The 14,773-nt window shown below is 67.0% G+C and carries 15 protein-coding genes and 1 pseudogene; 8 read left to right on the top strand and 8 right to left on the bottom strand.

Annotated elements, in window-relative coordinates:
* Positions 1-243: 243 nt before the first annotated feature.
* The 3 genes from ACZ4MF_RS42940 (at position 244) to ACZ4MF_RS42930 (ending at position 4,241) form a co-directional block, all read left to right on the top strand.
* Positions 244-822: a hypothetical protein gene (locus ACZ4MF_RS42940; protein ID WP_467499032.1), complete on the top strand. Its 579-nt coding sequence runs from the start codon at positions 244-246 to the stop codon at positions 820-822.
* Between the two features lie 61 nt (positions 823-883).
* Positions 884-3,376, top strand: a complete 2,493-nt coding sequence (locus tag ACZ4MF_RS42935; RefSeq protein WP_467499030.1) for a helicase associated domain-containing protein — start codon at positions 884-886, stop codon at positions 3,374-3,376.
* A gap of 274 nt (positions 3,377-3,650) precedes the next feature.
* Positions 3,651-4,241, top strand: coding sequence for a DinB family protein (locus tag ACZ4MF_RS42930; protein ID WP_467499028.1), 591 nt, complete (start codon positions 3,651-3,653; stop codon positions 4,239-4,241).
* Between the two features lie 193 nt (positions 4,242-4,434).
* Here ACZ4MF_RS42930 and ACZ4MF_RS42925 read toward each other — a convergent pair whose 3' ends face one another.
* The 3 genes from ACZ4MF_RS42925 to ACZ4MF_RS42915 form a co-directional block, all read right to left on the bottom strand.
* Positions 4,435-5,028 carry a nucleotidyltransferase family protein gene (locus ACZ4MF_RS42925; RefSeq protein ID WP_467499070.1) on the bottom strand — a complete coding sequence of 198 codons (594 nt, stop codon included), beginning with the start codon at positions 5,026-5,028 and terminating at the stop codon, positions 4,435-4,437.
* Positions 5,029-5,208: 180 nt separating this feature from the next.
* Positions 5,209-5,985, bottom strand: coding sequence for a hypothetical protein (locus ACZ4MF_RS42920; RefSeq protein WP_467499026.1), 777 nt, complete (start codon positions 5,983-5,985; stop codon positions 5,209-5,211).
* Positions 5,986-6,666: 681 nt separating this feature from the next.
* A complete protein-coding gene (locus ACZ4MF_RS42915) occupies positions 6,667-7,224 on the bottom strand; it encodes a GNAT family N-acetyltransferase (protein WP_467499024.1) in 558 nt (185 codons plus the stop codon).
* 614 nt (positions 7,225-7,838) lie between these two features.
* Here ACZ4MF_RS42915 and ACZ4MF_RS42910 point away from each other — a divergent pair.
* From ACZ4MF_RS42910 to ACZ4MF_RS42900, 3 genes are all read left to right on the top strand, one after another.
* The gene (locus ACZ4MF_RS42910; protein WP_467499022.1) at positions 7,839-8,288 is read left to right on the top strand and encodes a hypothetical protein; all 450 of its coding nucleotides are present in this window, start codon (positions 7,839-7,841) and stop codon (positions 8,286-8,288) included.
* A gap of 86 nt (positions 8,289-8,374) precedes the next feature.
* On the top strand, positions 8,375-8,767 hold the full coding sequence (locus tag ACZ4MF_RS42905) for a hypothetical protein (protein ID WP_467499020.1): 393 nt from the start codon (positions 8,375-8,377) through the stop codon (positions 8,765-8,767).
* A gap of 555 nt (positions 8,768-9,322) precedes the next feature.
* Positions 9,323-9,541 (top strand): hypothetical protein, encoded by a 219-nt coding sequence (locus ACZ4MF_RS42900; RefSeq protein WP_467499018.1) that lies wholly within the window; start codon positions 9,323-9,325, stop codon positions 9,539-9,541.
* Positions 9,542-9,574: 33 nt separating this feature from the next.
* Here ACZ4MF_RS42900 and ACZ4MF_RS42895 read toward each other — a convergent pair whose 3' ends face one another.
* From ACZ4MF_RS42895 to ACZ4MF_RS42880, 4 genes are all read right to left on the bottom strand, one after another.
* Positions 9,575-9,805, bottom strand: a complete 231-nt coding sequence (locus ACZ4MF_RS42895; protein ID WP_467499016.1) for a hypothetical protein — start codon at positions 9,803-9,805, stop codon at positions 9,575-9,577.
* A gap of 342 nt (positions 9,806-10,147) precedes the next feature.
* Complete coding sequence (locus ACZ4MF_RS42890) at positions 10,148-11,194, bottom strand: hypothetical protein (RefSeq protein ID WP_467499014.1); 1,047 nt, start codon at positions 11,192-11,194, stop codon at positions 10,148-10,150.
* A gap of 604 nt (positions 11,195-11,798) precedes the next feature.
* Complete coding sequence (locus ACZ4MF_RS42885; RefSeq protein WP_467499012.1) at positions 11,799-12,086, bottom strand: hypothetical protein; 288 nt, start codon at positions 12,084-12,086, stop codon at positions 11,799-11,801.
* 161 nt (positions 12,087-12,247) lie between these two features.
* Complete coding sequence (locus ACZ4MF_RS42880) at positions 12,248-12,541, bottom strand: hypothetical protein (RefSeq protein ID WP_467499011.1); 294 nt, start codon at positions 12,539-12,541, stop codon at positions 12,248-12,250.
* A gap of 202 nt (positions 12,542-12,743) precedes the next feature.
* On the opposite strand from ACZ4MF_RS42880, the gene ACZ4MF_RS42875 reads away from it, so the two are divergent.
* Positions 12,744-13,178 (top strand): hypothetical protein, encoded by a 435-nt coding sequence (locus ACZ4MF_RS42875; RefSeq protein WP_467499009.1) that lies wholly within the window; start codon positions 12,744-12,746, stop codon positions 13,176-13,178.
* Between the two features lie 11 nt (positions 13,179-13,189).
* Positions 13,190-13,354, top strand: coding sequence for a hypothetical protein (locus ACZ4MF_RS42870; RefSeq protein WP_467499007.1), 165 nt, complete (start codon positions 13,190-13,192; stop codon positions 13,352-13,354).
* A gap of 802 nt (positions 13,355-14,156) precedes the next feature.
* Here the strand turns inward: ACZ4MF_RS42870 and ACZ4MF_RS42865 are convergent.
* Positions 14,157-14,363, bottom strand: a pseudogene (locus ACZ4MF_RS42865) (dCTP deaminase); the annotation flags it as partial.
* Between the last annotated feature and the right edge of the window lie 410 nt (positions 14,364-14,773).

Raw genomic sequence — 14,773 nt, 5'->3', positions numbered from 1 at the left:
GCAGAACGTAGCCGGTGGGTCTGACAATGAGCCTCGCGGCTCGTAGCCACATGGGTTGACGCCTCACACGGCCGGCCCGCAGGCAATAGCGGGAAACAGGCGGCCCTCGATGACCGAAAACTCTCCCATCCTGCGTCCCTTCGCTTGACGCGGGTTGGCAGTAACCCGTGGATGGGGATTTTGGGTACCTAAATTGGCAACCCTGGGTGTATTATGGGTACCCAAAACTTCCAGGAGACGTTCGTGAGCAGTGCCGCCCTCGGACGCCCGGCCATCGGCCCGAAGGTCCCGATCAACTTTCCCGAAGGTCTCCTCCGCGACATCGAGCAGGCCGCCGGCATCGCCGGCCTGAGCCGCGCGGCCTGGGTTCGCCGTGCCGTCGCGCGGGCGCTGCCCGAGAGCTTCGAAGGCCCCGTCACGCCCAACCAGATGCGGCGCTTCCTCCGCGGCTCCGAGACAGACAAGGGCGTCGACACCGCCGACCCCGAGGGCGCGGGTGTCTACGTAGGCAACGACACCGCACGGCTCCTGCTGCGCGCCGTGGACGACGGGACGCTCACCGCTTCCCCCGTCACCGCGGAGTCCGTGGCCGCCGAGTCCGCCAGGGTGCGGCGGTCCGTCAGCTTCATCACCCGCGCGTTTCGCACCAGCACCACGCGGGATCCGGTCACGATCTACCAGGTCACCTTCACCACCGTCTCCTACCCCCAGCCGGGTGAGGGTGAAGGTGGCCAACACTGCGCGCGCTGGCTCTACCTCGACCAGGCCGCGGCCCGCGCCTTCTACGAGGAAGCGTGCGAGCACTACGTGAAAGTTTCCTGACGCCGCCCTCCATCCATCCGCATAGCACCACGGGAAGCAGAACCACACAAAGGAGCGGAACGTGCCGAAGTCTCTCCGTCCTCACCAGCGCGAGGCCGTCGACGCGGTCCTGCGCGCCCTCGAACTGCCCGCGGACTCGACCGTGCCCGAGCGGGGGCTGCGCACGCAGGTGGTCATGGCGACCGGCTCCGGCAAGACCCTCGTCGCCGTGCGCAGCGCAGAGGAGCTGGGCGCGGGCCGTGTGCTCGTCCTGGTGCCTTCGCTGGACCTGCTCACGCAGACGGAGGCCGAGTGGCGCGCCGGAGGCCGTACGGGGCCGATGATCGGGATGTCCTCCCTGCGCGCAGACGAGGCAGTCTTCCCGAACACCACGAGTGCAGTGGAGCTAGCCGAGTGGGTGCGGCCGTTCGAGAAGGTGACGGTGTTCGCCACGTACGCCTCGCTCGGACTCGGCACCCTGGAGCGCGCCCACGCGGCCGGCCTTCCCGGCTGGGACCTGATCGTCGTGGACGAGGCACACCGCACGTCGGGCCGGATCGGCAAGCCCTGGGCGGTCGTCCACGACAACACCCGCATCCCGGCACTGCGGCGGCTGTACATGACGGCCACGCCGCGGCTGTGGCAGCTGGACGACGACCAGGAGCCGGGCGTGCCCGGCGAGCTGGTGGCATCGATGGAAGACGATCCGGAAGGACCGTTCGGCAACAGGTGCTACACACTCACATTGTCCGAGGCGATCAATTGGGGCATCTGCGCGCCGTACCAGGTGGTGTGCGTCGACATCACCGACACCCAGCTCCAGGCCGCGCAACTCCTGGGCGAGGACTCCCGGTCGGACCAGGTGCGCGGGGCCCGGATCGCGGCGTTGCAGACGGCTCTGGTGAAGGCCTCGGCTGAGGAAGACTTCCGTAGGACGCTGGTCTTCCACCACCTGGTCAAGGAAGCCGAGGCCTTCGCGGCCGGCCTCCCGGACGTCGCCGCGCAGCTGCACGCAGGCGACCCGGAGCTGTACCCGCGTGAGATCTGGGCCGACTGGCTGTGCGGAGACCATCATGCGGTCCACCGGCGCCGTGTGCTGGGCGAGTTCGCCGGCGGCACGGACGCGGCCCGGCGTTTCCTGGGGTCGGCGAAGGTCCTGGGCGAGGGCGTCGACACCAAGAACTGCGACAGCGTGTACTTCGCCGACGTACGCGGCTCCATGCCCGACCTCGTCCAGGCCGTCGGCCGCGCCCTGCGCATCCAGCCCGGCGAAGGCAAGGTCGCCTCCCTGGTCGTGCCGATCCTGCTCGGGCCCGGGGAAACCGCGGACAACATGCTCACCAGCAAGGCCTACGGCGGCCTGGCCAAGCTCCTGGAGGCCCTGCGGGCGCACGACACCCGCATCGTGGAGGCATTGGCCGTGCCGCAGGCGCCCAGCCGTTCCAAGGGCGTCCAGAGCCGTAAGGGAGGCCAGGACGAGGAGCGCGCAGAGGGCGAAGGCGGCGTCTTTGTCTCGGTGCCGGCGCGGGCGCTGCTGAAATTCAGCACCCCGCGCAACCCGGCCGCCCTCGCCGCGTTCATCAACCTGCGCGTCCTCAACCCCGAAAAAGAGCACTGGCGGCGCGGCATGGAGGCCGCTGTCGTCTACGCCCGGCTCCACGGCGACCTGAAGGTCCCGTTCACGTACCGCGTCCCCGACGGCCAGGAGAAGGAAACCGATCACGAGGGCGAGGGCCAGGGCGGCGCGGGTGAGGGAGCGCGGGAGGTGTGGCCGGCCTCGCTCGCCGCCTTCCCGCTCGGGCAGTGGATCGCCGACGCCCGCCGTCACTACGCCCGCGGCCGCCTCGACCCCGGACGTATCCGGCAGCTGGAGACGCTCGGCATGATCTGGTCGCACCGCGACGTCGCATGGGAAGAAGGACTCACCGCAGCGCGCGGATGGGCCCAGGAGAACGGGCATCTCCTGGCCCCGCTGGACGCCGTGTACCGGGGGCACAAGGTCGGCATCTGGCTGAAAAACCAGCGCGCCGACACCCGCACCGGAACACTGGCCACGGAACGGCGCGAGCAGCTGGAGGACATCGATCCGGCGTGGTGCCCCACCTGGCCGGTGCAGTGGCAGCGCATCTTCCACCTCGTCCGCCGGCACCTGCACGCCGGCGCCACCCTGCCCACCACGCCCGGCCAGGCCGTACACCAGGGCGAAGACCTCGGACGCTGGGTACGCCAACAGCAACTCGCCTTCGACAAACTCACCACCGTCCAGCAGTGGATGTGCGAACACGTCCTCGGCATCGAACCCGCAACCGAGGAAGAAAAACCCCCTCCGCGCCGCACACACGCCCACCGATGGGCCATGAACTACACCGCCGCCCAACAGTTCTACGAACGCGAAGGACACCTCCGGGTACCCAGGAAACACACCGAACGGATCATCGTCTGCAACGGCGGCGGGGACCAGGAGGAGCACGACCTGAAGCTCGGAGCATGGATCAGCAACCAACACAGCCGAGCCACCACACTCTCCCCCGAACAGCACGAACAACTCACAGCAATCGGCATGCACTGGACATAGCCGAAGGAGCCGGAGAAGGCCGCCAGTGGCGGCTCAGGTACATCTAGCACCATGCCTCATGGACAACTGCCGCGATCCAGGCCGGAGTGCCAGGTGACCAGGAGGCCAACGGCTCGTTGAACCGAACGCTGTCACAGGCGACGCGGGCCGGGTCGAACGTCTCCCAGCCCGGCCCGCGCCCACGGCAAACCCGCGTTCGACAGCTTCTGCCGGCAACGGCCAGGGCGCGGTGTGAGGTTGAGCCCACCAAAGGCAGCTGGCAGGCTCACCTCCCATGATCGATGCCTATGCGAAGAACTGCCTGCACGACGACCTGCGTTGGATCCGCGAGGCGATGCTCTCCAAGCTCGACGGGCTCTCCGAATACGACATACGCCGCCCACTGACCTCAACCGGGACCAACCTTCTCGGCCTGATCAAGCACCTGTCGTTCTGGGAGGCCAGGTACTTCGGCGAGGTCTTTGACCGGCCGTTCCCCGAGCCCCTGCCCCGGTGGGACGACGAGGCTGAGCGCGGCGCCGACATGTGGGTGACCGAGCACGAGAGCCGCGCGGAGGTCGTCGACCGCTACCGGCGAGTGTGGGATCACGCCGATGCGACGATCGACGCCCTGGCCATCGATGCCCCCGGCTACGTGCCGTGGTGGCCGCGCCCCGAGGTGAAGCTGTTCAACATCCTGGTCCACATCCTCACCGAGACCAATCGGCACGCCGGCCACGCCGACATCCTGCGCGAGCACCTCGACGGCACGGTGGGCGTCGACGCGGCCAGCGCCGCCCAGCAGGAAAAGGACGACACGTTCTGGGACAACCGGCGCACAGAAATCGAACGCGCCGCCAGGGCCGCCCGGCCAGAAGCCCACTGACCAAGCCGAAGCACCACAGCGGTCCCCGCAGGCAAGGCCAGGTTCCAGCCATCGAGTCCCGCCGCAGTGGCCCTGCCTGGCCGGGCGGGCTCATCGCTCCCCGCCGTCCCCACCCGCTTCAAGGAGCAACCAGGTGAGGCGACGGGCTGCCCCGGCTGATTTCAAGGCTCTGCCCGAAGTTCCGAGAAGCCCATCAACTTGGCCATGGCAGGACCGTGAGCTCCGGCCACTCGCTCTTCCAACGGGCCGCCTTGGTCTCATAGACCTCCCGCGGCACAAGAACCGGGTTGGGTCGAACGACCAGGTTGAACACGTCGGAGAGCCCGTGAGGCGCATAGACGCGCCATCCTCCTTCGGGTTCCAGCCGGACGCCCAGACAGCACGTCGTCGCAGCGAAGCAGTCGATCGCGGACTCGGTGGACACGTGCGGCGGACAGGGCACCCCGAACTTCTGCCCGTACCAATGATGCACACGGGCCTCGTTGCGGATCTCCACCTCGGCCGGCAGGCCGGCGAACACCTCCTGGCCCGCCTTGATCACGGCATCCTCCGCTTCCCAGGACAGGTCGCCGTCGTCGAAGTAGGAGACGTCGTAGTCCTTGATGTCGTTGGCCGGGGGCCTGCCAGTGGCCACGTTCCACATAGTCTGGAACAGGCAGCCCGCCGTCACGTACCAGCCCGGCAACTCCAGTGATGCCGCCCTGGCCATCACATCAGTCAAGATCTCGTTCCGGGAGAGCCTGCCCACGCACCCGCGGTTGCAGCGGGCGCGCGCGGCGTCGGCCAGGCGCTGGGAGAGGTCGGCGCGGGGCCGACGGACCTGGTCCTTCACGTAGCGCTCCACGGTGCGCTGGGAGATACCGGGCAACTCGACCGCCGTCGGCGGTCCTGGAGCTGGCCGTCGCAAGCCGTCGCCACCGTGCTGCTGCTCGCCGGGGCCGCCCGGCTGCGGCCCATTGCGGCGGGGTCACTGCAGGACGCCGACCGCGCGCGAGATGATCAGGGCCAGGGTCAGCAGCGAGATCGTGGACTGGGTGGACATCAGCAGCTTCGCCCAGCGGGACAGCGGCATGGTGTCGGTGGGGCTGAAGGCCGTGGCGTTGGTGAGGGCGACGTACAGGTAGTCCATGTACTGCGGCTCCCAGTCCTCGGGCGCGATGCCCTCCTGCTGCATCTGCGGGAAGAGGAAGTCCGGGTGCTCGTGCGTGCCCAGGGCGCGGGCCACCGGGCCACCGCGGTCCCACTCCCAGTACCAGAGGCTGAAGGCGATGACGTTGGTCAGCCAGATGCCGCCGCCGGTCGTCAGCAGGGCCGCGGCGTTGGAGCCTTCGGTGCCGTGCAGCAGGTCCCGTACCAGGATGACGGCCGACCAGCCGTTGGCGAGGCTGACCGCGGCGGCCAGCAGCAGGCCGAGGGCACGGGGCAGACGGGAGCGGTACTCGATCCGGCGGTGCGGATGGGCCACCCACAGCGCCGCCATCATGACCAGCTCCAGAACGGGCAGCAGCCAGTGCGGGCGGATGCTGAGCCGGTCCGGCAGCGCCCACTGCACCCAGATCGCGACCAGCAGCGCCGTCATCACGGCCCAGCGCTGCTCGCCCCTGGTGCGCCTCTGCCACGCGGGGCGTTCGGATACGGTTTCCCGATCGGCAGGAACGAGCAGGCCCTCTATCCGTTCCAGGCGGATATGCAGGAGTTCGGTCCAGTGCTCGGGGCCGGGGCGTTGGGTGTCATGCGTGCTCATGACCCCATTCTCGACAGACGCTTGCCGCATTACGCAAGCATGCAACTGTTTCGACCGCCCCGGAACCGGGCGCCGCCTCCTCTGCAGCGCCGGGCAGAAGGTGCAGGAGCCGCGTGAGCCGCTGCCCTGGACCTTGGTCACGGTGACCCCGGTCCCGGACGCGGTGACGGTGCTGTCGTACACGCCGATGTTCGCGTACTGGCCGGCGCCGGAGTTGCGGCCGAGGCTGACGTTCTACAGAGTCAGCCCCAGTGGAAGAGACTCACGCCCGGATCTCCCGCGCGGGCGCCCATCATGGCGCTGCAGGAGGTCGCGCGATGGGATTCCGCCGATGATGATGTCGACGCGTTTCTTCGACTGCGCGCCGCGAGCCTGCCGACACGACACCCAGGAGGCAACCGTCAACGTCACCCGCAGCCGCCTGGGACGCCTCGTCCGACAAGGCTTCCTCACCCAACCCGGACGAGGTCGCTTCCAGAAACGGACATAACGTCCACTGGCAACAGGAGCATCCCAGGCATCCAGCAGGACACCGCGATGCCCAAGACCCACGGCCACGGCCTTCGCGCCACTCCTCTGCCTCCGTGACGAAGCAAAGGATCAGGCGATGGCCACCAACGTGCCCACTGAACTGCGAAAAATGCCGGGCCGCGTCCGATGCTGGGCTCCTAGCCGATCAGTTCACAGTTCGCTGATCGGATACAGTCGGGCGAACTCGTTATCGAGCATGCCCATCATGACGAGATCATGATGCCGGCCGACGGCGAACACGTGATCGCGCAGGCGGCCTTCCTCGGTGAATCCGAGCCGCTGGTGGAGGGTCAGCGACGCTTCGTTGTGGGCGAAGACCCGCGCCTGACACCGGTGATAGCGCCGCTCGGCGAACATGAAGCGCAGCAGCAGCACGACGGCTTCAACCGCGTAGCCTTTGCGCCGGTGGTCAGTACCGATCGTCACTCCGTACTCGAACCAGCCGGCACGACTGTCAGCAACATGCGAGCCGACCGCACCGACTATCGCGCCCGTCTCGACGGCCTCGATCGCCAACTGGAAGCAGTCGCCATCGGATGTGGCAGCGGCTTGTTCCCTCGCCCAGGCGCGGTAGCCCTCGGCGGAACGAGGCGGCTGCAGCAAGTCTCCCAGACCCTCCTCGTCCGCGGCGAAGCGCATGAACGCCGTCCAGTCGTCGGGCTCGATACCGCGCAGGCGTACCCGCTTACCGGTCCAGAACGATGTCATCCCCTATTCGATCACGCTGTCGCTCACGAGTTCCAGACCCTGCTCCCCCCAGAAACAGCCAGCGCCCCGGAACCAAAAGCTTTCCGGCCTGAGAGTGCGGAACGTAACCTTCCGTCCGGCTTGTCATCGCTCGATGGTGTGACGTTGGGGCATCGCCTCCGGTGAATAACGCGCTCAGCTCAGTGACCGGCCTCCCGGCCGCGGTGCGGTCCGGGCCCCTGCAGACGGTGCGCCCGCTGGTCGTTCTCGCGCACCGGGTGCACTGCGTCGGCATCGTTCCTGCGATGTGCCGTCTTCGTGGCAGTGAGCCAGCTGGGGATGTACCGCCCCATGACAGCCGCGAGGTCGCGAAGTACCACCGCCGTGTCAGTGGCAAGCCCCGCCAAGGGCCGACGACCAGCAGGAACACGGCTCTCCCGCTCAACCGTGACTGACACGCTCTCACTGACACGAAGCCGACACATCGCAGTTGTCCGGCTTGGCCTGCGTGCCGTCACCCCCACCCAGACCCGGCCGCCCGGCACTACCGCCGCGGCCGGGCCGTTCCGCTTGACATGATCCGTGCAAGAACAGAACATGATCATCAACGCGAGGCGAGGCACACCGTCAATACGGTGGCACATCTCGCCCTCATGGATCTTGAATTGCGTTGTGCAATTCACGGGGAGGGGATTCCCTTGAAGAAAAAACTCAGGACAGCGGCGGTTGCGGGCAGCATTCTCCTGGCTTCCACCGGCATCGGCCTCGCATCGGCGGGCAATGCCTCGGCCGCCAGCTGCACTTACTCGGACATCAACGGCGGCGGCACGCTCTGCATCGACTACGACCCGTCCGGCTATCAGGCGATGTGGAATCAGGGCGGCATCAGTTACCTGGACTGGCTGGACTTCAATCTGGTCTGCAACAACGGCCAGAGGTTCGGTGACGCCGGGTCGTTCCAGGCGGACTCGACCAACTATACCAATTCGTACGTCTTCTCCGTCGCCTCCCAGGGTACCTGCCATGTGGAACTCTACGACCGCTCCTCAGGAGCACAGGCCTCCTCACCTTCCGTGACCCGGTAACAGCGGTTGCCATCTCTTGCAGACTCTCCCATTCGTCATGCAATGTTCCGTGCGGCACTGACCGCCGGTCACAGAAAGGCATTTCCTTGAAGCAGAAGCTCAAGCTGGCAGCCGTCACAAGCAGTCTTGTCCTGGCATCTACCGGTCTCGGTCTCGCGTCGGCCGGCAGCGCCTCGGCGGCACCTCAGTGCAGCTGGAGCGGATCGCTCAACGGTGGCGGATCGGTCTGCATCGACTACGACCCTTCGGGATACCAGGCTTCATGGCAGCAGAGCGGCAGCACCAATTGGGACTGGCTGGATTTCAACTTGGTCTGCGATAATGGCCAAACTTTCGGTGATGCCGGTGCATTCCGTGCGAGCACCGCCGGCAACACTTATTCGTATGTCTTCTCTGTCGGTTCCCAGGGCACCTGTCATGTGGACGTGTACGACCGCACGTCGGGGGACTGGCTGATGTCTCCTTCGCTTACTCGGTAAGTTGCAGACCGCGTGAGCGAGCGGCCCCGCCCCCGATGCGCCGGTGCTGTTGGTTGATTCGGGGCCTGCGTGACGGTGGTCCCCAAGACCCGGTTGTGGTCTTGGGGACCACCGTTGTCGCGTGGGGAGGGTGTCGATGTCGATATGGCCGGGTGGGCCGTGTGCACAGCGATAGGTGCCGTCCGTGCGGTAGTAGCTCCGCACCCGGGTCGTCGGCCCGACCGGAGCCGGCCGCGGCGGGACAGCGGCCGTGTTCACCCGGCGAGGGGTGCGGGCTGAACGAGCGGGGCGGGCGGCAGTCGGGCGGGTGCGGCGGTAGTGCGGGCGGACGTAGGTGCCGTCCGAGCGGTAGTGACCGCGAACGTGTGCCATCAGGATGTCCTCGGAGGAGTCGGGAGAGCGAAGCCGATTCAGGCGTATCTATGAAGGTAAGCCGCGGCACTGACAGCCGCCGTCCGACCAACTTCCCTCGCTTTATGCGGAGTTGATCCACTAGGGCGAGGCAAGGTCCCGCGCGGCCGTCTGCCGCTGCAGGGCTGCCCGTACGATGATCGCGTGACAGCCCGCCGCACCCTTGGTACCGGCCCCGAGGCCCCGCACAGCATCGCCACCCAGGCCGACCTGCTCGACTCCCTCCCCGGAATCCGTCTCCCCGACCTGGAGGAACTGCGGGCCCGCGGCGTACTCGGCACCCACGCGGCAGCGGTCCCGGCCCCGCGGCGAACCCTCGGAGCCGGCGGCCGCGCCGACGAGGCACCCCACCCCGCCGCCTGACGTCGGAGCCGACCAGGACGACCGACCGTCGCGCTATCGACGGGACAAGGCGAGGGCGACCGTCACAAGCAGGGTGATGCCTCCGAACGCCGTTCCCAGAGGGGCACTCAGGGACGGGTGGCGCCACGTCAGGTAGGCGAGCCCGGAACCGACGAGCAGGATCACGAGCACCAGGACCAGGATCAGCAGCGGCCAGACCGCGCGGGCCGGCGCCGTGGGTCCCGGGGAGTGCGGCTCCTCAGGCGGAGTCGTGGTTGCAGGCATGACACTTCCTTGTCTGAGCGTGACGGAGGTGAACTGGCGGTGGAAACTTGGGCCACCGAGGTGTTAGCCCCGCAAGCCGGCCCGGGGCGCCTCCCGGAAGCCCGTGTAGGGCGGGCAGATGGGTGGACGCCGCGCGCGGGGAGCGTTCCGGTCGGCCGGAGCGGCTGTGGCCGGGCGTTGAAAACTCTCCGGGCCGGCACCCGATTGCCGGAAGAGGGGCGACGTCACGCAAGAGCCGCAAGATTCACACACCGTGCGTGGACGGGCGTTGCGGCGGCAGGCAACCTGCAAAAACATCGGCGCTGTCCCAGCCGTTGGGCCGGGACAGCGCCGTCTCAGAGGTCAGATCCAGGTGGCAAACTGGATCTCGTCTCCGCTTGGCTGGACCGGGAGGTGCCCGCGGGCGTCAAGGACCACCATCGCGCCTCCCACCACAAAAACGCTGAGGAGGATGACCGCTAGAGCGGCAGCGAGCGCGGCAGTATTGCCCCTCAGCTCGTTGATCGCAGCCCATTGCAGGCCGGCAGCCCGCCCAGGGGGCGCGGCGGTGGCCGCTGTGCATAAAGCAGTCGACACCATGACCACGAAGCCCGCACAGCCGATGACGACAGGGCCGGTAGCCGGCTTTAGGCGGACCGTCTCCTCCTCGACTGCAGGTGGACTGCCGGCCTCGGCACGTTCCATTTCCGCCGCCAGAGCCTGCTCGGTGATCGCGATCGCCTCCGCCAGGACAGCCTCCTTCTGGTCGTGCCAGCACGGTTCCTCCCTCAGCGCAGCGACCACGGTGTGCGCTTCCACCAGCTCGACGCGCAGTGCCTCGATCGTGGTGTGCGCTTCCACCAGCTCGACGCGCAGTGCCTCGATCGTTGCCTGGTCTACCCGGCGTCCATCGAGTTCGGCGGCGAGCTGTTCGGTGCGCTCGCTGATCTTGCACTGGGCTGCGGCCAGATCCGCAGCCCATTTCTGATCCCGCTCCTGTGCCGCGGCCAGATCTGCGGCCCTTTTCTGCTGGCTCCGCTCCGTCTCGCCCTTCAAACGGGCGACCTCGTGGGCATGTTGCGCAGCCTGCTGCGCCAAGCGCGCGCGAAGATCCTCCAGCGCCCGGAGCGCTTCCTCACAGCGGTCCTGCGCGGCCGCGGCCCGGTCGGCGGCCCGGTATTTGGCATGCCGGGCCTTATCGATCGTGCCCAGCGCCTCCATGTACAGGTCCCGGGTCCGGTCGCGCACCTCATCGCTGACCGCGCACGCTGCCAGAACAACGTCGACGAACTCACGATTGGGCATGGACGTGTCGCCATTCCGGTCCAGGGCGTTCAGCCCCCGGGACAGCCACGTCTCGCTCTTGCCCATGCGCGCCACCGCCTTCTTCTGGGAGCCGAAGGCTTGCATCACCAGCCCTCGTATGTGGGTGCACCAGGCCTCCAACTCCGGTGAACGCCCCCCGCCCGACTCGCGGCCTCCCTGTTGTCCTTCTTCTCCCATTGCCCCCCCCACGCTTGTGGTCGATTGCCCGCTGGGCAATTCCTCTCTCCTGCTACCAGACAGTGTCAGGACCAGAGAGCTGTCACAGCATCAGCATCACGGCACCGGCCCAGCACTGGCAGGACTTCAGCAGGAGTCACACCCGGACCGGGCATCGTTGGGTAGGGCGGTCGTCCGTAACCGGATGTCGCTGTCACGGTCAGCCGGTAGCTGATGGGTAGTGGTGATCGATCCACCAGGGGACTTGCCACAGCGCTGCGCCTGCGGCGGCGACTGCGCCGAGCGCCACGAGGAGCCACACGCCCACAGCGGAACCTGTGACAGCGACTTCTTGTCCATGCCGTCCAGCACAACGCGGCGCTGCCCGAGCGCCCGCGCGGCTCAGCGTCCCGCGCAAAAAGGACCACCGGTACGGCGGAGACAGACGCATCGGTTCTTGAACACCGCACCGAGGCCAGCGGCCCTTGCGTCGGATAGGGAGAGGTTATCCGACGCCACACGACGTGATACGTCAGTCCGTTCGGTGGTCCGGGTCGATGACGCCAGGGATAGCCCGGTAGCTCTCCTGCCGGATTCGGTCGATCTCGTCGGTGTACAGCTCGGTTGCCCGCTTAACCTGAAGCCAGAGTTCGTACAGAGGCGTCCCCTTTTGTGGCGCCCACTCCTTGAGTACGTCTCGCACGGCCTGAACCCGAGACCCCTGGAATTCCCCGACACGTGCGGCAAGGTGGTGCTGTTTGAGTTCGGCGTTCTTGCCCTCGAGGAGGGAGCGAAGTGCCGCTGGCAGTTCAGTGCTCATGGGCTCACGGTCCCACGTTCCGCCCCGGTCATTCCGGTAGGTCGCCGGAAGGGACATTACCTAGAGCCAGGAAGCCTGTTGCCCTCGCAACGGCGATGGCCCCGTTCGCAGCGGGGCCATCATCCGACGCCGTGTGGCATCGCATGTGAGCTTATCGCTGATCAGCGCGCTTGCCTGTCGTCGTGCATCTCTCGTAGCAGCCTCTCCGCCGTGCCGGGAGGTTGCTCCTCCAACCAGCTGGCGAGTGCCAACTCGGCGCGTACCTGAACGGGGTCGACCCGCAGCATGGGAGGCTCGCTGATCCGGGCGATCGCCGCGTCCGGCGTCTCGCGAGTCAGGTGCGTGGCGGCAATCGGCGGCTCGGGGTGTGCGGCTGTATCCGCCAGGAGGTGCTCCTGGTCCACGATGGCCTCATCCAAGGCGCCGTAGCTGAGGGGTTCCGGGTGCTCGCTCATGCGCTAGTCGCCTCTGCGTCTGGGTCGGCGTGGATATGAGGAGAGTATCCCCGGTCAGACGGCGCGATCCCTGCGGTGGAGAGACTGACAGTCCCTCAAACCCCATACCAGACCCGTGAATAACCCTGGCGGTACACGCCGCCGACTGCTACCGTCATCTACGCACAGGCCACACCGAGGGTTTAATGAAACGGGAGGATCCATGCGGATCATCATCGAAGACGTGTCGGACGAACTGGCCCGAGAACTGGCCACCCTTATCGGCAAGCACGACAGCGCCCCGGCCGTCACCTTCGCACCCGAGTGGACCGTGACCCGCGCCGAACAACTCCTGCGCGACCTCCCCGCCGTAGCAGCACAGCTCATCCGCGAAGCCGTCGCCGGAAACGGATGGGCGCCGGCAGAGAAGCTGCGCGGCCCCGACGGCACCGCGTCCCTGCGGGGCCGCTCCGGCGCCATCACAAAGGCCATCAACCGAGGCGCGGCCGCGCACCGTTGGCCCACCGACATGGACACCCCGGTACAGGCCCAGTACGACCCGGAGAACCCCTCGTACCAGCGCACCACCGGGTACGTCATGCCCGAGGACCTGGTGCCCGTCTTCCGCGCCGCCATCGACCGCATCGACGAGAAGTGAGGACACCGACCATGGCCGATGACGAACTGCAGGCAAAGCACGACGACATGGTGCGTGACCTGGATCAGGTCGTGGACGTGGAGGCTGGCCTAGCCGAGGTGCTGCGCGCCGGTGAGGCCCTGGACAACGGTCTGGACCGCCTGTTCCGCAAGCTCGGGCCGCCCACCGAGAAGTGACAGTGCAGCGATGCCCCGGCTGAGGAAAGCAGCCGGGGCATCGTCATGCACGCTACCGGACGACGAGAACCGGACAACCCGCGAAACCGCAGGTGAGACGTATTTGGATCTGATGAGATCCAGCGGGATGCGACTCACCGATTTCCCGCGAGTTCCTTTCACTACCCGCACTGTGACCTGCAACAACGCTCTCCATGGCCGAGATGAACAACGGCTTCGTGCAGCGGCTGATCCGCTCCCCTAACGTGTTCTCGTCCGGCACAGGAGGCAACGCGAGGCGAAATGTGACGGATTGCACAATCGGAAAAGTGAAGGATGGCGTTCCGCCGGGTTCAGTGGGTGTTCAGCTGCATTAGGGAAGCGCTGGCGAGCACAGCAGAACGGACACTTCGTCACCAGCCGTGCCCGCGCGCCAAGTTGGGGGGCCTAGCACTCACCGGCTCTACCAGAGCCTCGTACACTTCTCGGCAAGCAGAAGGAGCCCAGCCCCGACGCGAAGTTTCTCAGGCCCAGCGTCAGGAGGGCTCCCTGCGCGATGTCCCATCACATCCGGTTAGAGACAGGAGAAAGAGAGACACCGTGGAACACGATAACAAGGATGACGATTCCGCAGACAGTCCCGTCCGTCGAATCACCAATGAGATTAGCCGTTGGACGAAACGTAACGGACGAAACGTCCAGGATCAGATGACTCGTGGTGCGGCATACAGTCTCGGCAGTGGAGCCGTGAGCTTGGTGCTCATCTTGTTCCATCGCCACTGGTAGCAGAACACGGTCGGCCCTCGCCTGGCGGGGGCCGACATCAGGGCAGTACGGTGCGGTGGAAGTTCTTCCAGGACCTTGAGGCCGTCGGGCCCCGCTGCCCCTGATACCGGGACCCGCGTACCACGCTGCCGTACGGGTGCTCGGCTGGTGAATTCAGCCGCTCGACCGCCAGCTGACCGATCTTCATGCCTGGCCACAGTGCGACATCAAGACCCTCGCCCGCGAAGCGGGCGTCGACCGCACCGCCTTCTACGGCACCCGCCCCTACGCGCACCTCCGCACAGAGTTCGAGCGACGCATGCAGGCTCTCCAGCAGGCCGGAGAGAGCCCCGATCCCCGTGAGGCCCAGATCACCCGCCTCAAGGCTGAGAACGCCAAGCTCAGGGAACGGCTGACCCGGTCGGAGCAGATGATCGACGACCTCATCGACTTCCGCAACCAGGCCCTGGCCCGGCTCGCCGCACAGCACGAGGAGGTCATCCGGCTCCGAGAGCAGGCCGCCGCAACCAACCATGTCAGCCGCCTCCCCCGAGCCCGAACGGGCACGATCGGGTCCTGCAGTTAGCCATGGCCTCATTCCCTATACTTGATCAGATGGCCAAGGACACGACGAGCGCTCCCTTCGTGGTCGACCATGACCCCACCTGGCAGGCA

The organism is Streptomyces sp. NPDC025793, from assembly GCF_055558375.1.
Note: the sequence above shows the minus strand (reverse complement) of the source record. Positions and strands in the feature narration are given on the sequence as shown.